This is a genomic window from Serratia sp. HMSC15F11, assembly GCF_001808215.1.
Classification (GTDB): Bacteria; Pseudomonadota; Gammaproteobacteria; order Enterobacterales; family Enterobacteriaceae; genus Serratia; species Serratia nevei.
The window spans coordinates 1-21,486 of sequence record NZ_KV792509.1 but is presented as its reverse complement, the minus strand read 5'-3'; the positions used below and the strand labels follow the sequence as shown (position 1 = coordinate 21,486).

At 56.4% G+C, this 21,486-nt stretch carries 23 protein-coding genes; 18 read left to right on the top strand and 5 right to left on the bottom strand.

The window, feature by feature from the left end; all coding sequences use genetic code 11:
• Window positions 1-25 precede the first annotated feature (25 nt).
• The 8 genes from HMPREF3138_RS23560 (at window position 26) to hspQ (ending at window position 6,019) form a co-directional block, all read left to right on the top strand.
• Window positions 26-2,185: a hypothetical protein gene (locus HMPREF3138_RS23560; protein WP_070559368.1), complete on the top strand. Its 2,160-nt coding sequence runs from the start codon at window positions 26-28 to the stop codon at window positions 2,183-2,185.
• A complete protein-coding gene (locus tag HMPREF3138_RS23555; RefSeq protein ID WP_070559366.1) occupies window positions 2,182-2,682 on the top strand; it encodes a siphovirus Gp157 family protein in 501 nt (166 codons plus the stop codon). Before HMPREF3138_RS23560 ends, HMPREF3138_RS23555 begins: the two co-directional genes overlap by 4 nt.
• A 41-nt stretch (window positions 2,683-2,723) precedes the next feature.
• Window positions 2,724-2,900 (top strand): hypothetical protein, encoded by a 177-nt coding sequence (locus HMPREF3138_RS26790; RefSeq protein WP_168166355.1) that lies wholly within the window; start codon window positions 2,724-2,726, stop codon window positions 2,898-2,900.
• A 50-nt stretch (window positions 2,901-2,950) separates the two neighbouring features.
• Entirely contained in the window at window positions 2,951-3,151 is a 201-nt protein-coding gene (locus HMPREF3138_RS23550) for a hypothetical protein (protein WP_019454494.1), read from the top strand.
• Window positions 3,117-3,377 carry an excisionase gene (locus HMPREF3138_RS25940; protein WP_047568270.1) on the top strand — a complete coding sequence of 87 codons (261 nt, stop codon included), beginning with the start codon at window positions 3,117-3,119 and terminating at the stop codon, window positions 3,375-3,377. The genes HMPREF3138_RS23550 and HMPREF3138_RS25940 overlap by 35 nt, the downstream gene beginning before the upstream one ends.
• A complete protein-coding gene (locus HMPREF3138_RS23545; protein ID WP_070559364.1) occupies window positions 3,319-4,389 on the top strand; it encodes a site-specific integrase in 1,071 nt (356 codons plus the stop codon). The genes HMPREF3138_RS25940 and HMPREF3138_RS23545 overlap by 59 nt, the downstream gene beginning before the upstream one ends.
• A 67-nt stretch (window positions 4,390-4,456) precedes the next feature.
• Complete coding sequence (gene rlmI / locus HMPREF3138_RS23540) at window positions 4,457-5,641, top strand: 23S rRNA (cytosine(1962)-C(5))-methyltransferase RlmI (protein WP_070559362.1); 1,185 nt, start codon at window positions 4,457-4,459, stop codon at window positions 5,639-5,641.
• Between the two features lie 60 nt (window positions 5,642-5,701).
• The gene (hspQ, locus tag HMPREF3138_RS23535) at window positions 5,702-6,019 is read left to right on the top strand and encodes a heat shock protein HspQ (RefSeq protein WP_033637900.1); all 318 of its coding nucleotides are present in this window, start codon (window positions 5,702-5,704) and stop codon (window positions 6,017-6,019) included.
• 57 nt (window positions 6,020-6,076) lie between these two features.
• On the opposite strand, the gene HMPREF3138_RS23530 is transcribed toward hspQ, so the two are convergent.
• A complete protein-coding gene (locus HMPREF3138_RS23530) occupies window positions 6,077-6,490 on the bottom strand; it encodes a CoA-binding protein (protein ID WP_038875252.1) in 414 nt (137 codons plus the stop codon).
• Window positions 6,491-6,745: 255 nt separating this feature from the next.
• On the opposite strand from HMPREF3138_RS23530, the gene HMPREF3138_RS23525 reads away from it, so the two are divergent.
• Complete coding sequence (locus HMPREF3138_RS23525; RefSeq protein ID WP_038875250.1) at window positions 6,746-7,411, top strand: DUF2057 family protein; 666 nt, start codon at window positions 6,746-6,748, stop codon at window positions 7,409-7,411.
• Window positions 7,412-7,532: 121 nt separating this feature from the next.
• A complete protein-coding gene (locus tag HMPREF3138_RS23520; RefSeq protein WP_038875247.1) occupies window positions 7,533-7,991 on the top strand; it encodes a methylglyoxal synthase in 459 nt (152 codons plus the stop codon).
• Window positions 7,992-8,024: 33 nt separating this feature from the next.
• Here HMPREF3138_RS23520 and helD read toward each other — a convergent pair whose 3' ends face one another.
• Window positions 8,025-10,079: a DNA helicase IV gene (gene helD, locus HMPREF3138_RS23515; RefSeq protein ID WP_038875244.1), complete on the bottom strand. Its 2,055-nt coding sequence runs from the start codon at window positions 10,077-10,079 to the stop codon at window positions 8,025-8,027.
• A 166-nt stretch (window positions 10,080-10,245) separates the two neighbouring features.
• Here helD and HMPREF3138_RS23510 point away from each other — a divergent pair, with 166 nt between their 5' ends.
• Window positions 10,246-10,698: a YccF domain-containing protein gene (locus HMPREF3138_RS23510; RefSeq protein ID WP_004928120.1), complete on the top strand. Its 453-nt coding sequence runs from the start codon at window positions 10,246-10,248 to the stop codon at window positions 10,696-10,698.
• Window positions 10,699-10,724: 26 nt separating this feature from the next.
• Window positions 10,725-12,860 (top strand): YccS family putative transporter, encoded by a 2,136-nt coding sequence (gene yccS / locus HMPREF3138_RS23505; protein ID WP_038875241.1) that lies wholly within the window; start codon window positions 10,725-10,727, stop codon window positions 12,858-12,860.
• A gap of 4 nt (window positions 12,861-12,864) precedes the next feature.
• Here yccS and HMPREF3138_RS23500 read toward each other — a convergent pair whose 3' ends face one another.
• Window positions 12,865-13,521, bottom strand: coding sequence for a TfoX/Sxy family DNA transformation protein (locus tag HMPREF3138_RS23500; protein WP_038875239.1), 657 nt, complete (start codon window positions 13,519-13,521; stop codon window positions 12,865-12,867).
• A gap of 229 nt (window positions 13,522-13,750) precedes the next feature.
• Here HMPREF3138_RS23500 and sulA point away from each other — a divergent pair, with 229 nt between their 5' ends.
• Window positions 13,751-14,257: an SOS-induced cell division inhibitor SulA gene (gene sulA / locus HMPREF3138_RS23495; RefSeq protein WP_038875236.1), complete on the top strand. Its 507-nt coding sequence runs from the start codon at window positions 13,751-13,753 to the stop codon at window positions 14,255-14,257.
• Between the two features lie 357 nt (window positions 14,258-14,614).
• On the top strand, window positions 14,615-15,697 hold the full coding sequence (ompA, locus tag HMPREF3138_RS23490; protein WP_038875614.1) for a porin OmpA: 1,083 nt from the start codon (window positions 14,615-14,617) through the stop codon (window positions 15,695-15,697).
• A gap of 101 nt (window positions 15,698-15,798) precedes the next feature.
• On the opposite strand, the gene matP is transcribed toward ompA, so the two are convergent.
• Entirely contained in the window at window positions 15,799-16,257 is a 459-nt protein-coding gene (gene matP / locus HMPREF3138_RS23485) for a macrodomain Ter protein MatP (protein ID WP_019454505.1), read from the bottom strand.
• 210 nt (window positions 16,258-16,467) lie between these two features.
• Between matP and HMPREF3138_RS23480 the strand changes: the two genes are divergently transcribed.
• From HMPREF3138_RS23480 to fabF, 4 genes are all read left to right on the top strand, one after another.
• Window positions 16,468-18,216: an AAA family ATPase gene (locus tag HMPREF3138_RS23480; RefSeq protein WP_038875231.1), complete on the top strand. Its 1,749-nt coding sequence runs from the start codon at window positions 16,468-16,470 to the stop codon at window positions 18,214-18,216.
• Between the two features lie 68 nt (window positions 18,217-18,284).
• A complete protein-coding gene (gene fabA, locus HMPREF3138_RS23475) occupies window positions 18,285-18,803 on the top strand; it encodes a bifunctional 3-hydroxydecanoyl-ACP dehydratase/trans-2-decenoyl-ACP isomerase (protein ID WP_038875228.1) in 519 nt (172 codons plus the stop codon).
• A gap of 323 nt (window positions 18,804-19,126) precedes the next feature.
• A complete protein-coding gene (locus HMPREF3138_RS23470) occupies window positions 19,127-19,654 on the top strand; it encodes a winged helix-turn-helix transcriptional regulator (protein ID WP_038875225.1) in 528 nt (175 codons plus the stop codon).
• Window positions 19,651-20,928 carry a beta-ketoacyl-ACP synthase II gene (fabF, locus tag HMPREF3138_RS23465; protein ID WP_038875222.1) on the top strand — a complete coding sequence of 426 codons (1,278 nt, stop codon included), beginning with the start codon at window positions 19,651-19,653 and terminating at the stop codon, window positions 20,926-20,928. Before HMPREF3138_RS23470 ends, fabF begins: the two co-directional genes overlap by 4 nt.
• A gap of 63 nt (window positions 20,929-20,991) precedes the next feature.
• Here fabF and rmf read toward each other — a convergent pair whose 3' ends face one another.
• On the bottom strand, window positions 20,992-21,162 hold the full coding sequence (rmf, locus tag HMPREF3138_RS25935; RefSeq protein WP_004928150.1) for a ribosome modulation factor: 171 nt from the start codon (window positions 21,160-21,162) through the stop codon (window positions 20,992-20,994).
• Between the last annotated feature and the right edge of the window lie 324 nt (window positions 21,163-21,486).

Below are 21,486 nucleotides of genomic sequence, written 5' to 3'. Positions count from 1 at the left end.
TTTTTAAACAGAGGAAAGACCAAAAATGCCTATCTACATTTCACTTTTTGAGCCTAAGAAAAAGGCTCAGGTTAACGGCGCCGTGCCGCTGGTGATCGCGTTGGAAGCGCCAAACAAGCGCGCGGCCGAAAGCATCGCCACCGGCAAACTGTACGAATCCTACCCGGAGGGCGGCGACAACTTCTTCAACCCGAAAACCGTCGAAGATCAAACTGGCCACCCTCGCCCGGCTGTCGGTCAGTTCGATGAAAAATTTGCCGCTGATAACGTGTTCGACGGCAACGCCTGGACGCCAAAAGGGCCAGAGCCAGAATTGCCGGCCGGGCCTAGCGACCTGATGGCGCAGCCTGCCAACGTTCGGATCGCCGCCGTTGTGATGTACGGTGATGGCGAGATCGATGATAGTCAGTTATCGCTGGTTGTGGATTTGCTCAATGACGAGGAAACGCCAGATGATACCGGCATGCGCGCGGTGATCGACGGGCTTGTATCAGTTCCCGCTGTCGGCGCCATGTACCCCGCATCCGTCTACAAATTGGTTTCAGCACTGTTCCAAAACACCACCGCCATGCCGACCAGAGAAGCCACCACCGCATTCGCACAGGCCTGGGTCGACAAGCCTGACGATCGCGAAAACCTCACGCAGAACAGCACCAGCACCAGCACCAGCACCAGCACCGACAATACCGGCGGTGCGGCCGACTACAACACCCTGAGCATGCACACCGCACTGTCGATCATGGGCGTTAATCCTGCGGATGCGAAAGCGGCTGACGTGAAGAACGCCAAAGAGATTATCGCAAACCGCGATAACGCTTGGCGCGCGTGGGACAAAACGCTGCGTGTGATCGTCGGCATTCTCAACGTCGAAACGGACGTGCGCCACGGCATCATTTCCGACGGCCTGAAAAACCTCAAGCTGATCAGCGACGACGCAGAACGCCTGCACTTTGTGAAATCCCGTCTTGCTGGTCACCCTGCATGCGCCGAACTGGCGAACTATGGCAAGGGCGACGAGAAGCCGGTCGAGGTGGCCAACCTTGGCGGCGGCCGCTTCTCTATCGAAGGTCTGATCGGAAGCGGTGAGCCGCAGCATACGGATCCAGACACGGCGCAGCCTGCCGCCTCAAATCAGGGTGAAAAAACGGAAGTGGCGCAGCAGCAGGTTACCGATGCCGCGGCTGCGCAGGCCAAGCAGCAACTGGATCAGATGGGCTATGGCGTTTACGCCAACGCGCCAGCGGAGAAATCCCCGCAACTGCAGCAGGCGGAAGAAAACGCCGACCGCGCCGAAGCGCTGGCGCAGCAGCTGAAAGCCGACGATTTCCAGCAGCGCGCCGCGCAGGTTGCGCAGGTGATCGCCGAGCAGCCAGCTGAGGCCCAGAAGAATCTCGATATCTGGAAGCGCGTTATGCGTACAGATCCTCGATATACGAAGCCGATCGAAGGGGCTGGCTATGTCGGTACCAGCATCAACAGCGAATACATGTTTATGCGCGCAACCGAAATTTTTGGCCCTATCGGTACGGGCTGGGGATTTGACATTGTAGAAGAGAAGATGATCGCCGGCGCACCAATGAGCGAGGCCGTATTCGAGGGCGGGAAAATTATTGGTAACCGCATTCTACGCGATGCAGACGGTTCTATCTTGTTCGAGCAGAACCACAGCCTACTGATCGAGTTTTGGTATGTTCTGAACGGCACCAAAGGCCGAGTTACGGCATATGGCGCCACGCCATATATGTACAAAACGAAGCGCGGTTTTATGGCTGACGGTGAGGTGATGAAAAAGAGCCTCACCGACGCGATCAAAAAGTCGCTGTCCATGCTGGGCTTCTCCGCCGACGTGTTCCTGGGTTGGCACGACCTGCCGGAATATCGCGAAGAAAACGCCACCGAGTTCGCGATCAGAAATGCCAGTGACAAGGCCGAAGACGTAACGCGCCTGCGTGAAGAACTGGACGAGAAGCTGGCAAAAGTCGCCGACACCATCACATCTGCTGTAACAGTCAACGAGGCTAGTAAGGTTCACGCCTCCATCGCTCGCGAGGTCGAAACGCATCGCAAGGCCGCTGAGGCAAAAGGCGATGCCGATCATGCCAAGTACCTGGCCGGCCGCCTGCGCCGCCTCACCGCACTGAAAGATGAACGTATCGCCGCATTGTCCGAGGAGAAAGCACCATGAGCACTACCGCCATTGCATTAGCAGCTGATTACGCCAAGTTGCACGAACTGGTCGAAACCTCCGACGATCTGACGCCGGAGATGATCGCCGACACGCTTGAAGGTATTGAAGGGGCGCTCGGCGACAAGCTGGACGCCGCTTTTATCCACGTTCGCAATATCGAGGGGCAGGCCGACACGCTGACGGCGGAAATCAAACGCCTGACCGACCGTAAAAAGTCATTCGAGAACCGCGCCAAGTCGATCCGCAAGTATGTGCTGACGTGCCTGCTGGCCAGCGGTCAAGGCTCAATTAAAACCACGGCGAACACCTTCACGGCGCGCAAAGGCTCCGCCAGCGTGGTGGTCGACAATGCCGACCTGCTGCCCGATGAACTGGTGACGGTGCAAACGGTGGTGGCGCCGGACAAGAAAGCCATCAAGGAGGCAATCGAGAACGGCGTGGAAGTCAAAGGCGCGCATATCGAAATCGGCGAACCATCGCTGCAGGTGCGGTAATCACTCGGCCCCGGCAACGGGGCCAATACTGAGGATCTCACATGCTGAGAATGTACCTGGCCAAAGGCGATGCGGTGCACGTGACCTTCCCTGACGGTACCACCGGAATCATTGAGGCCGAGAGCCGAGGCGAACTGGCTTTCCACTTCCCGCAATCTGTACGCCTGACACGCGAGAAAGAAGCCTTTAAAAAACCGATTACGCCTAATCAGAAATAACCACCCCCGCCATGTTTGCATTGTTGGAAACCACACAACGGGGAACAGCAATGCAACCATGGCAACCAGGCGCCCGCCTACTCTCTGATTTTGATATCAAGATCGGCCGGCTGTCTGCCAGCGTCAGAAAAGCGACGCTGAGCGATGACGATATCACCCGGGCGTGTCGTGTGACCGACGACGCAATCGCCCAATTGCTGAAACCGAGGAAAGACCATGTCCAACAAATTGACCCTGGGGGAGTGGAATAAGCGGCTCCCGCGCCCGCGCAGCCATGAAACCGTTCGCCGCTGGATCCGTGCTGGGAAAATCTACCCTGCGCCGGTGCTGGATGGCCGGGAGTACCTTTTTGACGAGCAGGCCGTGCGGATCGATACACCGTGCAGCCCAACCAGCGAGCTACTGCAGAGAATCACCAATGGCAAGAACCAGAAACCACGCAAGGCGCGATCTCCCGCCAAACCTCTACGTCCGTAATGGCGGCTATTACTGCTACCGCGACCCGCGCACCGGTAAAGAATACGGGCTCGGTCGCGATAAGCGCCTGGCGGTGACCGAGGCGATCGCCGCCAACATGGCGTTTTTTGGTAGTGAAGAAATTAAGCCGCTGGCGCAACGCCTGCAGGATGCAAACAACGTCACGCTGCACGCCTGGCTCGATCGATACGACGAGATAGTGCTACGCCGCGAGCTGAAGGAAAAGACAATGGCCAACCACCGCAGCAGAATGAAAGCCTTTCGCAGCACCCTGCCGGATAAGGCGATGTGCGATTTTACAACGCGGGATATTGCCGACTTCCTGAATGGATACGTTGAGGCCGGCAAGGCGGCCAGCGCCAAATTGATGCGCGGCGCGCTGCTGGATGTATTCCGCGAAGCTGTCGCCGACGGCATCATTCAGCACAACCCTGTCGAGGCTTCGCGAAACCCGAGAGTTGAGGTGAAGCGCGCACGGTTGCTGCTGGACGAGTTTTTAACGATCCGGGCGCAGGCGGTGAACTTTCCGCACTGGTTCCGCATCGCGATGGACATAGCTTTGGTGACTGGTCAGCGTATTAGCGATATTTGTAACATGCGGTGGGCCGACATTGTCGATTTTCGTCTGCGAGTCGTGCAGGAAAAAACCGGTGCCAGAATAACGATCCCGGTTGAACTGTCGATCGCTGGGTTATCTCTGGAAAATCTGATCGAGGAATGCTGGGAACTGTCCGCCGGCTGCGAGTTTATTTTGGTGAGCCGTAAAGGTGAGAAAATCGCGCAGCGGACAATGACGGACTACTTCACGAAATCGCGCCGGCTCACGCCGCTATCGTGGGACGCCGACAAAGAGCCGCCATCATTCCATGAGATCCGGAGCCTATCGGCGCGCCTGCATACTGACGCGCGCGGCGGCGAGTTTGCGCAGCATCTTCTCGGCCACAAATCGGCGGAAATGACAGCCCGTTACCAGGACTCGCGCGGTAGTGAATGGGATGATATTCAGATATGATTATGAACTTATTTCGACTAATAATGACCTTGGTCGCTCAACCTATTGATAATAAAGTAGTTTTAAAATGCGCCTATTTCTCGCCAAAGGACGTGAAAAGTCCTTACTCCGTCGCCACCCTTGGGTGTTCTCCGGTGCCGTTCAACGCGTTGAGGGTAAAGCCCTCTCCGGTGAAACCATCGATATTCTCGACAGCCAGGGCAAGTGGCTGGCGCGCGGCGCCTATTCGCCCGAGTCGCAGATCCGCGCACGCGTCTGGACCTTCCAGAAAGATGAAGAGATTAACATCGATTTCTTCATTCGCCGCCTGCAGCAAGCACAAAGCTGGCGCGATTGGGTCGCGCAGCGCGACGGTCTGGACGGATACCGTCTGATCGCCGGCGAGTCCGACGGCATGCCGGGTATCACTATCGATCGCTTCCAGAATTTCCTGGTGCTGCAGCTGCTGTCCGCCGGTGCCGAATACCAGCGCCCGGCCCTGCTTTCCGCCCTGCAACATTGCTACCCGGAATGTTCGATCTACGATCGCTCCGACGTTGCGGTGCGCAAAAAAGAAGGCCTGCCGCTGGCGCAGGGCCCGGTGCTGGGCGATCTGCCGCCGGAACTGCTGCCGATCACCGAACACGGCATGAAGCTGCTGGTGGATATTCAGCAGGGGCACAAGACCGGTTTCTACCTCGACCAGCGCGACAGCCGCCTGGCGGCGCGCAATTACTCCGCCGGCCGTCGGGTGCTGAACTGCTTCTCCTACACCGGCGCCTTCGCCGTTTCCGCTCTGATGGGCGGCTGCGCGCAGGTGATCAGCGTGGATACCTCGCAGGCGGCGCTGGATATCGCCCGGCAGAACGTCGAGCTCAACAAGCTGGATCTGAACAAAGCGGAGTTCGTCCGCGATGACGTGTTCCAGCTGCTGCGCAACTACCGCACCCAGGGCGAGAAATTCGATCTGATCATCATGGATCCGCCGAAGTTCGTCGAGAACAAAAACCAGCTGGCCAGCGCCTGCCGCGGCTACAAAGACATCAACATGCTGGCGCTACAGCTGCTGAATCCGGGCGGCATTCTGCTCAGCTTCTCCTGCTCCGGGCTGATGCCGACCGACCTGTTCCAGAAAATTTTGGCCGACGCCGCTGTAGATGCCGGACGTGATGTACAATTTATAGAGCAGTTCCGGCAGGCTGCCGATCACCCGGTGATCGCCACGTATCCTGAGGGGCTGTACCTGAAAGGATTCGCTTGTCGGGTGATGTAACTTGAAATGCGCTGCCTTGCCCCCATATATGAGCAAGGCATTGTTTCTCAGGAGGTCATCATGATTGCCAGCAAATTCGGTATCGGACAACAGGTTAGGCATAAACTGCTGGGGTATTTGGGTGTCGTGATCGATATCGACCCGGAATACTCTTTGGAACAACCCAAAGCTGACGAAATAGCGGCGAACGATGAACTGCGTTCCGCCCCTTGGTACCACGTGGTGATGGAAGACGAGGAAGGCCAACCAGTACACACCTATCTGGCTGAAGCGCAGTTGGATAGCGAAGCCCAGGAGGCACACCCCGAGCAACCATCGCTGGATGAACTGGCGGAATCCATCCGTCACCAGCTACAGGCGCCACGCTTGCGCAATTGACCGCGCCAAGACCTGAGAAACCCGAGAGGGCCTGGCATCGTGCCAGGCCCTTTTTATTCAGCGCTCCAACCCCAAACGCGGAATGTCGATTTTCGGACAGCGATCCATCACCACGCACAGCCCGGCCTGTTGCGCCAACTCTGCCGCCTGATCGTTAATCACCCCGACCTGCAGCCACAGCGCCTTGGCGCCGATCGCTATCGCCTCTTGCGCCACGCCGTAAGCCGCCTCTGAATTGCGAAACACGTCAACCATATCCACCGGCTGTGGTATAGCGGCCAGCGTAGCGTAAACCGGCTGCCCCAGCAGCGTCTGCCCCGCCAGTTTTGGGCTGACCGGGATCACCTGATACCCTTGCGCCAACAGATACGCCATCACCCCATAGCTGGGCCGCGACGGGTTATCGCTGGCACCGACCAGCGCGATCGTTTTCACCCGCTGCAACAGCAGGGCAATATCTTGATCTTGCATCTTCAACTCCCGTTTATCACTGCGTCACTCTCCGTTTCGAGTGTAACCGATCGGCATCCGCTCGGCTAAACGCAACATGAGGGAAACTTCAGCGCAATCTTATGGTCAGAGGCTGTCGCGGTTTAGCTGCTCATGGTCGTGTCTAATCGCGATAAAATATGTGAAAATGTAAACAAAATACCCAATTGATAAATTTTGACACAACCTGTGCCGTGTTCAACACTTAGGGCTACGTCACTTTATAAGGAGATAATGATGAAATTTGGTCTGGTGGTTGCGGCGTTGCTCAGCATCAGCATGCCTGCCGCGGCTACGACCCTGAAACTCTCCCCGGACATCGACCTGTTGGTGGTCGACGGCAAGAAAATGACAGGTTCGTTGTTAAAAGGCGCCGACAGTCTTGAACTGGATGGCGGACAGCACCAGCTGCTGTTTAAAGTGACCAAAACCGTCCGCGCCGGCCAGCATACGCAGGCCTATGCATCCCTGCCGCTGGTTGCCTCTTTCAATACGCAAAAGATCAGCCAGGTGGCGATCGAACTGCCGCGCATCGAGAACGATCGCGATGCGCAACGCTTTGACAAAACGTTGAACTACCTGGTGGTCGATAAAGACGGTAACACACTGCCGTTTCGACATGACGTGCTGCATCCCGACAGCGTCACCTTCAATGCCGATTTGGAAAAGGTGATGACGGATTATAATCGCCAGAATCGCCCGGCCTCCGTCTCCTCCTTCGTTCAGATGAACACCGGTAATCCCTCAACTCCCCCGCTGGCCGGCACGCCGTTGAACGCCCCAACGGTGACGTTGAAAGGAGAAAATGTGTCGGAACAAATGCTGCAATATTGGTTCCAGCAAGCCGACAAAGAAACGCAGAAACGTTTTCTGCGGTGGGCCAATAAACAACCGGTTCGCTGATCCTACCCGGCGTCTTTCCTCGCAAGGCGCCTTTTCTTCGCATTTTCAGGCGCAAACGCTAGGCAGTGAAAAACAGTTTCAGTAATCTGTCGCACATCCCCGATTAGCGAAGGACACCGAGATGGAATTGACCACCCGCACTATCGCCGCGCGCAAGCACATTGCGCTGGTGGCGCACGATCACCGCAAACAGGCCCTGTTGGAGTGGGTAGAGAGCCACAAGACCATTCTGGCGCAGCATCAACTGTACGCCACCGGCACCACCGGCAATCTGATCCAGCGCGCCAGCGGCATTCCGGTCACCAGCATGCTGAGTGGCCCAATGGGCGGCGACCAACAGGTCGGCGCATTGATTGCAGAAGGCAAGATAGACATGCTGATCTTCTTTTGGGATCCGCTGAACGCGGTACCGCACGATCCGGACGTGAAGGCGCTTCTGCGGCTGGCGACCGTATGGAATATCCCGGTGGCCACCAACCGCTCGACCGCGGACTTTCTGATCGACTCTCCGCTGTTCAAAAGCGAAGTGGAGATCGCCATCCCCGACTATCAGCGCTATCTGCAAGAGCGCCTGAAATAGTCCTCGCGGCCTGGCTACCGCCAGGCCTGATGCCTACGGTTTTTTCTGCACCGGTACGCCAAGATCTTGCAGCTGTTCGACGAACACCGAAGGGCGTTCACGATCCTGCAACAGCCAGACCTGATGTTTGGCGCGAGTCAATGCGACATACAGCAGGCGGCGCTCTTCAGCATCCGGAAAATCCTCCGGCTGCGGCAGCAGCACCTCTTCCAACACCGACTCGCGCGCCACGGCGGGGAAACCGTCACGCCCTTCATGCAAACCGGCGATGATGACGTATTCCGCCTGCTGCCCCTTGCTGGCGTGGATGGTCATGAACTCCAGATCCAGCTTGGGCCAGCGGGTGGCCGCTTTCGCCAGCGCTTCCGGTTTCAGATGATGGTAGCGCGCCAGTACCAGGATACGCTCGTCCGGTTTGGCATAGCCGCTCAGTTTATCCAGCAAGGGCTCCAGCTGCTCGTGCGGCAGGATCGCCACCGACTTTTTATTGCCCTTGCTCAGGCTGTTGAGCGGTTTTTTCAACTGATGCGGGTTCTGCTGCACGAAACGGTTGGCGACCTCACCGATACGTTCATTGAAGCGATAAGTGGTATCCAGCGCGCACTGCGCCCCTTCACCGAAGTGAGTGGCAAAAGCCGTGGTTAACGTCAACTCTGCGCCGCTGAAACGATAAATCGCCTGCCAGTCATCCCCCACCGCAAACAGGCAGGTCTGTTTGTTTTGCCGGCGCAGCGCCGCCAGCAACAGCGCACGCTGCGGCGAGATATCCTGAAACTCATCGACCAGAATATGTTTCCACGGGCTGACAAAGCGCCCCTTATCGAGAATATTGACAGCCTGATGGATCAGGCCGGAGAAATCCACCGCCCCTTCCTCTTTCAGGGCGCTTTTCCAAGCTTTCAGCAGCGGTGCCATCAGCCGGATGCGTTTTGAAAACAGATCGCGGATTTCTTCATCCGCCTGCTCAATCATTTCCGCCTGGCTGCCGCCGTGCATGCGCATCAGCCCCAGCCAGCGTTCCAAGCGGCCCGCCAGCCGATCCGCCAGGCGTTGATCCTGCCAAAAGTCGCCTTCCGGCACTTCCCATGCCAACTCGTCGCTCAACCACTGACGCCACCCCTTGGCCTGGGCTTTTTTCTCTGCGCACTGCTGGCGCCAATGGGTAATCAGCAACGCTTTGCGTGCTTTGGCATCGGTTTCCAACCGGCTGATGGCCGGAGCCTTGCGGCTGCCTTGTTGAATAATCTGTAGCGCCAATGCATGGAATGTCTTGGCCTGAATACCGGCATCGCCCAAGCGCTCTTTGATGCGGTCATTCATTTCACTGGCAGCCTGGCGGCCGAACGCCAACAGCAAGATTTGCCCCGGTTCCGCCTCCTGACGGCGCAGCAGCCAGCCGGCGCGCGCCACCAGCACCGACGTTTTGCCGCTGCCGGCCCCCGCCAATACCAGAACGGAATCCTCGCCGTTGACCACCGCACGGCTCTGAGAGTCATTGAGCGGTGAACTCTCGACGGTCTGGAAGAAGTCGTGATGTTGCTCCAGCATGCGTTCGGTCCACTGCCGGTTGCGTTGTTCGACGCGGCGCAGCCCCTGCTGCAGCCATTGCAGACACAGATGATAATCAACCCGGCAGTTATCAAACTCATCCAGACGCGCTACCGGCATCGGCAACGCGGAGAAAGCCTCGTGGATTTGCTGCTGCAACTTGCCCAGCTCAGACTTTTTAAACCATTTGTCTTGCTGCTCGATGCGCTGGATCTGCGCCACCTGCTGTTGCAACACGCCGGCGCTGACCTCGCTCATTTCTGCGCTCCACTGCTGCCAGGCCTGCAGCAGATAATGATGAAAACGCTGCGTTTCCTGCCATTCGGTGCCGTGCAGCCGCACCACTTTTTCGTCCGGCAATTCAAATTCAAGCTCGCCCCAGACGATGCCGCGCTTGCACCTGACCTGAATCAATTGATTGAAGGGGATCAGGTATTCATGTTTTTCCCCGCTCACCTCAACGCCGGCGTGCAGCAACCGCACGCGGTTATAAGGGTGCTGAGCCAGGTGTTTCCCCAGCGATGTCGCTTTAAGTTCCATATCGTCGCGCCATGACTATGTTGAGATTAAATAACGGATATCTGCCAGTTTACCTGTGATAAGCAGTGGCACTCTAGCGCTAAAAAAAGGGTAGAATAGATTTTGCGTTTTTATCGTGAATACGCCCGCATCGCGGTTTGGCCATCATTAGAGCAGAATGACGTCTATGCGTACTGTACTGAATATTCTTAATTTTGTGTTGGGCGGTTTCTTCACCACGCTGGGTTGGCTCATCGCCACGGTGTTCAGCGTGCTGCTGGTCATCACGCTGCCGCTCACCCGCTCCTGCTGGGAAATCACCAAGCTGTCGCTGGTGCCTTTCGGCAATGAGGCAATCCACGTCGATGAACTCTACCCGGAAAAAAGCAATGCGCTGCTCTCCGCCGGCGGTTCGCTGCTCAACATTATCTGGTTGGTGCTGTTCGGCTGGTGGCTATGCCTGTCACACATCGCCGCCGGTATCGTGCAGTGCGTTTCGATCATCGGCATTCCGGTCGGCATCGCCAATTTCAAAATTGCCGCCATCGCGCTGTGGCCGGTGGGGCGCCGCGTCGTCTCGGTAGAAATGGCTCAGCAAGCGCGTATTGAGAATGCTCGCCGCCACTATCATCAGCGTTAATTTTTTCTCCGTTTGAGGAGTTTTTCGTGCTCTCTTTTGCACCCGCAGTTCGTCGTTATACCTACAACAGCAACCTGCTGTACCACCTGCGCATCCTTATTGCGCTGATCGGCACCACCGCCGTTCCCTGGTGGCTGGGCATTCCCAAGCTGACCATCCCGCTAACGCTGGGCGTCGTGGCGGCGGCCCTGACTGATTTGGATGACCGCCTGGCCGGCAGGTTACGCAACCTGCTGATCACGCTGGTGTGCTTCTTTGTCGCCTCTGCTTCAATCGAGCTGCTGTTCCCCTACCCCTGGTTGTTCGCCCTTGGCTTAACCACGTCAACCTGCGGTTTTATCCTGCTCGGTGCCTTGGGGCAACGTTATGCCACCATCGCCTTCGGCGCGCTGCTGATCGCGGTTTATACCATGCTCGGTACCGCCATGTACGACGCCTGGTATCAGCAACCGCTGCTGTTGGTGATCGGCGCACTGTGGTACAACCTGCTGACGCTGGCGGGCCACCTGCTGTTCCCTATCCGGCCGCTGCAAGAGAACCTGGCGCGCTGCTACGATCAGTTGGCCAACTATCTGGATGCCAAAGCCAATCTGTTCGATCCCGATGCCGAGCGCGACGCCGATCTGCCCTGGATGGATGTCGCGATGGCCAACAGCGCCTTGGTCGCGTTGCTTAACCAAACCAAAGCCTCGCTGCTGACGCGCCTGAAAGGCGATCGCGGCCAGCGTGGCACCCGCCGCACCTTGCACTACTATTTTGTCGCGCAGGATATCCACGAACGCGCCAGCTCTTCCCACGTTCAGTACCACGCGCTCAGCCGCCAATTCCGCCACAGCGACATTTTGTTCCGCTTCCAGCGTTTGCTGAGCATGCAGGCGCGCGCCTGCCGCCAATTGGCACAATCGATCCTGCTGCGGCAAAAGTACCAGCACAACCCGCGCTTTGAACCGGCTTTCAGCCGCATTCAGGAGGCGTTGGTGCGCATCGCCGAAACCCAGGGCAATACCGAGCAGACCAAGGCGCTGGCGCATCTGTTGAAAAACCTGCATGCGATCGATGCGCAGCTGGCCAATATCGAATCAGAGCAGACGCTGGCCAGCGGGCAAGCGGAAGAGAACAGCCTGGCCGATGACCGCTTAACCGGCTGGAGCGATATCCGGCTGCGCATCAGCCGCCATTTGACGCCCCAGTCGGCCCTGTTTCGCCACGCGATCCGTATGTCGGTGGTGCTTTGCGTGGGTTACGCCTTCATTCAATTCACCGGCATGCAGCACGGTTACTGGATCCTGTTGACCAGCCTGTTCGTCTGCCAACCGAACTACAATGCCACCCGCCGACGCCTGGCATTGCGCATCATCGGTACCCTGGCCGGTATTCTTATCGGCCTGCCAATCCTCTATTTCGTGCCTTCACTGGAAGGTCAGCTGGTGTTGATCGTCATCACCGGCGTTCTGTTCTTCGCTTTCCGCACCGTACAATATGCGCACGCGACGATGTTCATCACGCTGCTGGTGCTGTTGTGCTTTAACCTGTTGGGTGAAGGATTCGAAGTGGCAGCTCCGCGCGTTTACGATACCTTGCTGGGCTGCGCCATCGCTTGGGCGGCAGTCAGCTTTATCTGGCCGGACTGGAAGTTCCGCCAACTGCCGGCGGTGGTGGATAAAACGCTGAATGCCAACTGCCGTTATCTGGACGCCATTCTGGTGCAATACCACCAGGGTAAGGATAACGGCCTCGCCTACCGCATTGCGCGGCGAGATGCCCACAACAGCGATGCCGAGCTGGCTTCGGTCATCTCCAACATGTCCGCCGATCCTAAGGCCGACAAGGCTCTGCAGGAAGCCGCCTTTCGCCTGCTCTGCCTGAACCACACACTCCTGAGTTACATCTCGGCGTTGGGTGCGCACCGCGAGCGGCTGAATACCCCTGCCACGCTCGACCTGCTCAATGATGCCGTGTGTTACGTGGACGGCGCCCTGCATCAGGAAGAACAGAACAGCCAGCGCATTGCGCAGGCGCTGGAACAGCTGGCGGAGCGCATTCGCCAAGCCGTTCCGGAACCTGAAAGCAAAGAACAGCTGGTTTTGCAGCAGGTGGGTCTGGTGCTAGAACTTCTGCCGGAACTCACCGCGCTGCACACCCAAATCAATAAGACAGCCTAATTATTCAGGGCCTGCTCGACGGGCCCTGAATCACCGGCTCATGTCCATGGCGGCGCATCGCCATCATATGATCGAACCAGCGCACCAATTCGTTATGCAATTCAGCCGGTAATGCCGCCTGATGATAACCGGCTATCGCCCCGCCCAGCGACAACAGGACGCGCAATCCCAGATTGGTCTGTTGTTGCAGCAGGCTAAGATAGCTGCGTTTCGCGCCCTGCAACCGCAGGTCATAAGCGTTGCGGATACCCGCTCGCCACAACAGTCGCTCCATATTGACATCTATATTCGGCAGCGCCTTCAATCTGCCGTGGTCGCCGGCCTTGAGCCGCTGTTCCCGACGGGCCTCCCTGACAGCTTGCCAGGCCAGCCCCACCAATTCGTTACGTTCCCGCCACAGTGACTCGTCAACCCAGTAATAGCGCAAAGTGATGGGCACACCGCGCTTGGAATAGACCATATTGACCATGCCCCGAGCGCGAAAGGCCGGTTCCATGCTCGCTGTAGCCCGCAAATACAGCTCGCCTTCCGCTATCACTGCAAACATCACCCCCTCAGCCAACAGCCCATAGCCGCCAAACTGTGACCGCGTGGTGATGGTGCCCAGCGCCGCGAAGCAACTTTTAGCCTGCGTAATTCTTCTCGTCGACATCCTTTTCATAGCGTTCCTCCTTTTTAGGTTCCGGTCGTATTATTTCTCTCATCAATGAAAAAAGTAACGTGAACAACTAATTAGAAAAATACGCACTATCCGTCTGCATGCCAATCACAAAAAACACCGGTACAAAAAATGATCGCAATTATGCGAGCCGCTACGAAAATTTGGGTTGATCTTATCCGAAATCAGGGATACTGTATAAACATACAGTAACACGACGGGCGGGAACTTTATGCGTATTCAATCACTCTACCAACCTCATTTTAGCCATGGCTCTTTTACCGCGAACAGCGTTGCGAAGAACACAAATGTCGGCAAAGAGAATGGCTTGATCAGTGAACTTGTTTACAACGAGCGCCAGCCCGCAGTGGCTCAACTGCTGTTGCCCCTGCTGCAGCAACTGGGCAAGCAGTCTCGCTGGCTTCTGTGGCTGACGCCGCAGCAAAAGTTAAGCAAGCAATGGCTGCAGCAATCCGGCCTGCCAGTGGATAAAATGGTACAGTTGAGCCAAATCAGCCCGGTGAATACGGTTGAGGCAATGGAAAAAGCGCTGCAAACGGGGAACTACAGCGTGGTACTAGGCTGGTTGCCCGAGCTAACGGAGGAGGATCGTCTAAAATTAAGACGTGCTGCAGAATTGGGTAATGCCTACGGGTTTATCATGCGTCCTCAACGTGACATTGACCCGACTCACGGACACTGTTCCACCCTAAAAATTCACTCTTCTTTGTATCATTAAGTAAATTTAGGATTTTTCCCATCATTTTCGCACCCCGTAGAGGGAACCTTTACGGGATAAGGCACAAAGCTAGTCCGGCCGCGGTTTGCCAAGCAAAAACGCCCGATGAATCGTCGTTTTTTTAGGCTAAGAATGTTAGCAAATATGTACGATTCCGCGTTTTTTTTTAGAGCCTTATCACATCACACTTGTAACTTTCGCGCCACGTTGTAGACTTTACATCGCCAAGGTTGCTCTATAACGTCAGAAAAACTGGCGAGTAACAAACGAGGGCTTAAACCTTGGCGAAGGAATTTAACCAAGGGCTTAAAACAGCTTTAAAGCTCATTGCCTATTTGGATGATAACGAGGCGCAAAATGAAAAAGACAGCTATCGCATTAGCAGTGGCACTGGCAGGTTTCGCTACCGTAGCGCAAGCCGCTCCAAAAGATAACACCTGGTACACCGGTGCTAAACTGGGCTGGTCCCAGTACCACGACACTGGTTTCTACGGCAACGGTTACCAGAACGGTATCGGCAACGGCCCAACCCACAAAGATCAGCTGGGTGCCGGCGCGTTCCTGGGCTACCAGGCAAACCAATACCTGGGCTTCGAACTGGGCTATGACTGGCTCGGCCGTATGCCTTACAAAGGCAGCGTGAACAACGGTGCTTTCAAAGCGCAGGGCGTTCAACTGGCTGCTAAACTGAGCTACCCAATTGCTGACGATCTGGATATCTACACTCGTCTGGGTGGTATGGTATGGCGTGCAGACTCCAAAGCTAACTACGGCCGCACTGGTCAGCGTCTGAGCGACCACGACACCGGCGTTTCTCCGCTGGCTGCTGTTGGTGTTGAATACGCACTGACCAAAAACTGGGCTACCCGCCTGGACTACCAGTTCGTAAGCAACATCGGTGACGCAGGTACCGTTGGCGCACGTCCAGACAACACCATGCTGAGCCTGGGCGTTTCTTACCGCTTCGGTCAGGATGACGTAGTTGCTCCAGTTGCTCCAGCTCCAGCTCCGGCTCCAGTTGTTGAAACCAAGCGTTTCACTCTGAAGTCTGACGTGCTGTTCAACTTCAACAAAGCAACTCTGAAGCCACAAGGTCAGCAGGCTCTGGATCAGCTGTACTCCCAGCTGAGCTCCATGGATCCTAAAGACGGTTCCGTAGTTGTTCTGGGTTACACTGACGCCGTTGGTTCTGCTCAGTACAACCAGAAACTGTCTGAAAAACGCGCACAAAGCGTTGTTGACTACCTGGTCTCCAAAGGCATCCCGTCAGACAAAATCTCTGCACGTGGCATGGGCAAAGCTGATCCAGTTACTGGCAACACCTGTGGCTACAAAGCTGGCCGCGCTACCAAAGCTCAGATCGACTGCCTGGCACCAGATCGTCGCGTAGAGATCGAAGTTAAAGGTATCAAAGACGTTGTAACTCAGCCTCAGGGCTAAGTTTACTCGCCTAATAAAAAACCCCGCATTGCGGGGTTTTTTTTCGTCCTGCTGTTATCAGAACATTCAAGACCCAGTGTAACTAAGGCGCTCTGCCCCGTTTACTTAGGTTCTTTACCGAGAATCGCCTTCAAATCTTCTTTCAACGACGACATCTGATTCGCATACTTCTCTTTGCGCTCAGCATCTTCGATAAGCTGCACAACCGTTTCCGACAGCGTGACGCCACGACGGCGCGCCAGGGCAGCCAAGCGTTGCCAAACCAAAAACTCCAGATCGATAGATTTTTTACGCGTATGCTGATGTTCTGCGTTAAAATGACGTTTGCGGCGGGCGCGGATCGTTTGCTTCATCCGGTTATCCAGCTCCGGATTCATATGAGCGGCAATCCATGCAAGTACCTTTACCGGCTCATTTTCCAGCTTCAGCAGCTCGTTAACCGCCTCCTGAGCAGCGCTGTTTTCAATGTAGCGGGTAATAAGTTCCCCTTCCCGGTGCTTCTTCACCAGGTACTTCCATTTCCAACCGCTCTCCAGATTTTCCAGTTGCTGATATTTCATCTTGAGCTCTTCAGTGACCGCGTAACTTCAAATAAGCATAACAGCTTTGCGCCGAATTTCCCCGGCAATTAAGCCGTCATTTAGACTGTTTTTTGCACAGTCATCGCGCGATGTCAAACTCCCTGATGCCAACTGGCACTCCACATGTATCAAGCCGCCGTTATTCTTGTATAATCCCCCTTTCCCTTTTTAACGATTGCATCTAACACTTTGACCAATAACCGACTTGAATGGCAATCTTTATTGCCGGACGTAACGCCTTATCAGGCGATATTTGATACCGCCGCTCAGTTGGCACCCGTGCCCTTTTCCGCCATTCAGCCTCGGCTGGAAAATGCCCTGACGCTATTTTGCCACCCTCAGTCGCCACCGCGTTTCATGCTGTTGAAAGCGCAAGAAACGCGAGAATACCTGGAGCTGATCGCTCACGCCGTCACACCACTGCTGGCGAAGAATACGGCATTCCGCGGCAGCCACTATGCCATTCAGGATGGCAAGGTCAGCATAGAGCCGGCCAACCGTGGCGATGAACCTTTCGCCGCCGGCGGTGCTTGTCTGTTCCAGGAGTGGATTGAACCGGAGCAGCTGTTTGGTTGCGTACGGATCCACAATGGCGACATTACCCTGCAACCGGGTCTGGTGCACCAGGCCAACGGCGGCGTCCTGATCCTGTCGGCCCGGGCGCTGCTGGCTCAGCCGTTGCTATGGCTGCGGCTGAAGCAGATGATCGGCCAGCGCCAGTTCCATTGGGTTTCGCCAGACGAAACCCGCCCGCTGCCGGTAGCCATTCCACCGATGCCACTGGACCTGCGGCTGATTGTGGTCGGCGATCGTCACGGCCTGGCCGATTTCCACGATATCGAGCCGGAACTGAGCGAACAAGCGGTCTACGGCGAATACGAAGACGATCTGCAGCTGACCGAAGTCGATGATATGGCGCAGTGGTGCGGCTACGTCAACGGCGTGATTGCCGATCGGCAGTTGCCGATGTTAGCGGCCGACGCCTGGCCGCCGCTGATCGTCCAGGCTGTGCGTTACACCGGCGATCAGGGCATCCTGCCACTCTCGCCGGTTTGGCTTGGCCAGCAGCTGTCCGAGGCCGCACTGTATGCCGAAGAGGAGCGCATTACCGCCAAAGCGTTTGAGGCGGCGTTGAATGCCCGCGAATGGCGTGAAAGCTATCTGGCCGAGCGTATGCAGGATGAGATTGAGCTGGGTCAGATCCTGATTGAGACCGAGGGTGAAGTGATCGGGCAGATCAACGGCCTGTCAGTCCTGGATTATCCCGGCCATCCGCGCAGCTTCGGCGAGCCCTCGCGCATCAGTTGCGTCGTGCATCTTGGCGACGGCGAGTTTACCGACGTCGAGCGCAAAGCCGAGCTGGGCGGCAACCTGCATGCTAAAGGCATGATGATCATGCAGGCGTTCCTTATCGCCGAACTGGATTTGGATCAGCAGTTGCCCTTCTCCGCTTCCATCGTCTTTGAACAATCTTACGGTGAAGTGGACGGCGACAGCGCTTCGCTCGCCGAGCTGTGCGCCTTGGTCAGCGCTCTGTCGCAGCAGCCAATCACACAGCAGATCGCCGTCACCGGCTCCGTCGACCAATTCGGCAACGTACAGCCGATAGGCGGCGTTAACGAAAAGGTCGAAGGTTTCTTCGAAGTTTGTTTACGCCGCGGCCTGACGGGCAAACAGGGCGTGGTATTGCCCGTGACCAACGTGCGCCACCTGTGCCTGCGTCAAGATGTCGTCGACGCGGTACGCGAGGGGCAATTCCATCTGTGGGCGGTAGAGAGCGCGGCGGAAGCCTTGCCTTTGCTTACAGGTTGCCTCTACTCTGATGAACAACAGCCGAATTTGTTGGCGGCCATTCAGGAACGGATTGCGCAGGTGAGCCTGCAGGAACGCCGTCGTCCATGGCCGCTGCGCTGGCTCAACTGGTTCAACCACGGCTGATCGGACTTGTTCAGCGTACACGTGTTAGCTAACCTGCGTCCTTCATTAAAATAAGGCTTACTGAGAACATGGTAGATAAACGCGATTCCTATACGAAAGAAGACCTCGAAGCATCCGGCCGTGGCGAGCTGTTCGGCGCCGGTGGCCCACCGTTGCCGGCAGGTAACATGTTGATGATGGACCGCGTGGTCAAACTGAGCGAAGACGGCGGGACTCACAACAAAGGTTATGTGGAAGCGGAGCTGGATATTAATCCGGACCTATGGTTCTTCGGTTGCCACTTTATCGGCGATCCGGTCATGCCCGGTTGCCTGGGCCTGGATGCCATGTGGCAGTTGGTCGGTTTCTACCTCGGTTGGCTGGGCGGCGAAGGCAAAGGCCGCGCGCTGGGCGTCGGTGAAGTCAAGTTCACCGGCCAGGTGCTGCCAACCGCCAAGAAGGTGACTTACCGCATTAACTTCAAGCGCGTTATCACCCGCAAGCTGATCATGGGCGTCGCCGATGGCGAAGTGCTGGTTGACGGCGAAGTGATCTATACCGCCACCGATTTGAAAGTGGGCCTGTTCAAGGATACCGCAGCGTTCTAATCACGCTGACGAGAAGGCGGCCACCGCCTTCTTTCCCAACGATCGCGTATGCCGTCACGTCTCTCGTGGCGGCATTTCTTTCTTTTAGCGTTTCAAGCCCCCTCTCCTTTAATCGCCCGTTATCGAAACGTCTTTTCTCTCCTGTCTCTGGCCTATTCTTACCTGAGGCGGTTAAAGCAACAGACCGGCTGAACGTCGCACGCTCTCGATATTGGTACCAGCGCGATAGCAGGTTTTTTGCATCCGGTTATTCTCTTGCCCCTCAAAATCCCCTAACATGGTTCGAAAGGTAACTACAGTTAGTGTACCCAGTGAGGAATGACATGCAAAAGACCCGCTTTAGCGATGCACCTTGCCCAGTTGCGCGCTCATTGGATCGCGTCTGCGAGTCATGGAACATCCTGATCCTGCGTGATGCATTTCAGGGGCTGTCCCGGTTCGACGAATTCCAACAAAGTTTGGGGATGTCGCCCACGCTACTGGCTCGTCGCCTGAAGGATCTGGTGGCCCACGGCATTCTGTATAAAGAACGTTATCAAACGCGGCCGATGCGCTATCACTACCTGCTAACTGAGCGCGGCAAAGATTTTCTCCCTGTTCTGGCAGCCCTCTCACAATGGGGTAATCGCCATTTGATCGACGGCGATATCAGCGCCTTGTTAGTCGACAGTCGCTCTGACCAGCCGATCGAGGTTCAGTTGGTCAATCGTGATACCCAACAGCCGGTGCCACCGCAGTTCATTACGCTGGCACCAGGGCCGGCGGCAAGCGATGGCATAAATCAACGCGCCGAACTGATGCGGCAGCGGCGCCTCGCCGATTTACCCGAATCTACCAAGGAGACCTCATGAGTCATCGTCGTATTGTTATTACCGGTATGGGCGCCGTTTCGCCATTAGGGTGCGGTGTTGAAGCCATCTGGCAACGTTTGTTGAAAGGAGAATCGGGCATTCGGGCTTTGCCTGACGAGATCGTTGCAGATTTGCCGGTCAAGGTGGGAGGCCAGGTTCCTGCGCTGGCGCAAGATGCTGAAGCAGGCTTCAATCCCGACGCATCTGTCGCGCCCAAAGACCAAAAGAAAATGGATCGCTTCATCCTTTTCGCCATGGTGGCGGCGGATGAAGCCATTCGCCAGGCCGGCTGGATAGCCGATACAGAGGAAAAACAAGAACGTACCGCCACCGTCATTGCCTCAGGCATTGGCGGTTTCCCGGCAATTGCCCAGGCGGTACGCACCACTGACAGCCGTGGTGCCAAGCGCCTGTCGCCATTTACCATCCCTTCTTTCCTGGTCAATCTGGCGGCCGGCCACGTTTCCATCAAGCATCACTTCAAAGGCCCGATTGGCGCACCGGTCACCGCCTGTGCGGCCGGCGTGCAGGCCATCGGCGACGCAGTGCGATTGCTCCGCAATGATGAGGCCGATATCGCGCTGTGCGGCGGTACCGAAGCCGCGATAGATACTGTCAGCTTGGGCGGCTTCGCCGCTGCACGCGCCATGTCTACCGCACCGGCCGAATTGGCGCGACAGGCCTCTCGGCCTTTCGACAGCGCCCGGGACGGATTTGTCATGGGGGAAGGTGCCGGCATGCTGGTGATTGAAACACTGGAACACGCGCTGGCGCGCGGCGCCACGCCGCTCGCGGAAATCGTCGGCTATGGCACCAGCGCCGACGCTTACCATATGACATCCGGCGCTGAAGACGGCAATGGCGCCTATCGGGCGATGAAAATTGCGTTGAAGCAGGCTAACGTCGCACCTGAGGAAGTTCAACATTTAAACGCGCACGCGACTTCAACACCCGTAGGCGATTTAGGCGAAATCAACGCCATCAAGCACCTGTTTGGCACCGCCGGAACTGTCGCCGTGACCTCGACGAAATCAGCGACCGGGCACCTGTTGGGCGCTGCCGGCGGGTTGGAAACCATCTTCACCGCCTTGGCTCTGCGCGATCAGATAGCCCCTGCAACGCTAAACCTGGATAATCCCGATCCGGCGGCGGCAGGCTTGCATCTGGTCGCGAAACAGGCGGAATCGATGAACATGACCTACGCCTTATCAAACGGCTTCGGCTTTGGCGGCGTGAATGCGAGTATTTTGTTGAAGCGCTGGCAGGATAAATAAACGCCTGAAACAAAAACCTCCGCCAAGGGCGGAGGTTATTCCTTTTATTTGACAGGGAGCCGCTTAAGCGGTCACAGCCCTGTCTTCCATGGCTTCTCGCCAACCTCCCAGCCATTGAGACCGGGCGTCCACTGATGATTGGTAGGGACAATGTTCCCTGGAACGCCCTAAAATACCTGCCTGATACCCTCTCGAATGCGCCCTTTCCAGACGATCGCGTTTCTGTCTCTTCATGCCTCGTTTCCCTCATTTTGGTCTGGTGGAAAGAAAACAATGGCTGCTTTTTGCGCAGCCACGAGTAATCAATAGCGCTAAAAGAAGAGAAGATCAATGCGCAAAATTCACGCCAATGTCATATTTGTGAGCTACGCCCGAGGAAAGTGCTAAGTGGCTGATCTGCCGGGGAAGGGTTTAACCGTTTGAAATAAAAAAATAATCCCTGCCAGGGAGGAAAAAAGACTTTCCAAGCTGACAGGGATTAGACAATTTTAGACCAAATTATGACTAAATGCCGCCCATCTGTGCTGCGATAGCCTGAGCTTCCTGCTGCCAGCCCTG

Excerpts from the sequence above, each read along its gene's own strand:
- HMPREF3138_RS23560 (WP_070559368.1), top strand. The coding sequence starts at position 26 with ATGCCTATCTACATTTCACTTTTTGAGCCTAAGAAAAAGGCTCAGGTT.
- HMPREF3138_RS23555 (WP_070559366.1), top strand. The coding sequence starts at position 2,182 with ATGAGCACTACCGCCATTGCATTAGCAGCTGATTACGCCAAGTTGCAC.
- HMPREF3138_RS26790 (WP_168166355.1), top strand. The coding sequence starts at position 2,724 with ATGCTGAGAATGTACCTGGCCAAAGGCGATGCGGTGCACGTGACCTTC.
- HMPREF3138_RS23550 (WP_019454494.1), top strand. The coding sequence starts at position 2,951 with ATGCAACCATGGCAACCAGGCGCCCGCCTACTCTCTGATTTTGATATC.
- HMPREF3138_RS25940 (WP_047568270.1), top strand. The coding sequence starts at position 3,117 with ATGTCCAACAAATTGACCCTGGGGGAGTGGAATAAGCGGCTCCCGCGC.
- HMPREF3138_RS23545 (WP_070559364.1), top strand. The coding sequence starts at position 3,319 with ATGGCAAGAACCAGAAACCACGCAAGGCGCGATCTCCCGCCAAACCTC.
- rlmI (WP_070559362.1), top strand. The coding sequence starts at position 4,457 with ATGCGCCTATTTCTCGCCAAAGGACGTGAAAAGTCCTTACTCCGTCGC.
- hspQ (WP_033637900.1), top strand. The coding sequence starts at position 5,702 with ATGATTGCCAGCAAATTCGGTATCGGACAACAGGTTAGGCATAAACTG.
- HMPREF3138_RS23530 (WP_038875252.1), bottom strand. The coding sequence starts at position 6,490 with ATGCAAGATCAAGATATTGCCCTGCTGTTGCAGCGGGTGAAAACGATC.
- HMPREF3138_RS23525 (WP_038875250.1), top strand. The coding sequence starts at position 6,746 with ATGAAATTTGGTCTGGTGGTTGCGGCGTTGCTCAGCATCAGCATGCCT.
- HMPREF3138_RS23520 (WP_038875247.1), top strand. The coding sequence starts at position 7,533 with ATGGAATTGACCACCCGCACTATCGCCGCGCGCAAGCACATTGCGCTG.
- helD (WP_038875244.1), bottom strand. The coding sequence starts at position 10,079 with ATGGAACTTAAAGCGACATCGCTGGGGAAACACCTGGCTCAGCACCCT.
- HMPREF3138_RS23510 (WP_004928120.1), top strand. The coding sequence starts at position 10,246 with ATGCGTACTGTACTGAATATTCTTAATTTTGTGTTGGGCGGTTTCTTC.
- HMPREF3138_RS23500 (WP_038875239.1), bottom strand. The coding sequence starts at position 13,521 with ATGAAAAGGATGTCGACGAGAAGAATTACGCAGGCTAAAAGTTGCTTC.
- sulA (WP_038875236.1), top strand. The coding sequence starts at position 13,751 with ATGCGTATTCAATCACTCTACCAACCTCATTTTAGCCATGGCTCTTTT.
- ompA (WP_038875614.1), top strand. The coding sequence starts at position 14,615 with ATGAAAAAGACAGCTATCGCATTAGCAGTGGCACTGGCAGGTTTCGCT.
- matP (WP_019454505.1), bottom strand. The coding sequence starts at position 16,257 with ATGAAATATCAGCAACTGGAAAATCTGGAGAGCGGTTGGAAATGGAAG.
- fabA (WP_038875228.1), top strand. The coding sequence starts at position 18,285 with ATGGTAGATAAACGCGATTCCTATACGAAAGAAGACCTCGAAGCATCC.
- HMPREF3138_RS23470 (WP_038875225.1), top strand. The coding sequence starts at position 19,127 with ATGCAAAAGACCCGCTTTAGCGATGCACCTTGCCCAGTTGCGCGCTCA.
- fabF (WP_038875222.1), top strand. The coding sequence starts at position 19,651 with ATGAGTCATCGTCGTATTGTTATTACCGGTATGGGCGCCGTTTCGCCA.
- rmf (WP_004928150.1), bottom strand. The coding sequence starts at position 21,162 with ATGAAGAGACAGAAACGCGATCGTCTGGAAAGGGCGCATTCGAGAGGG.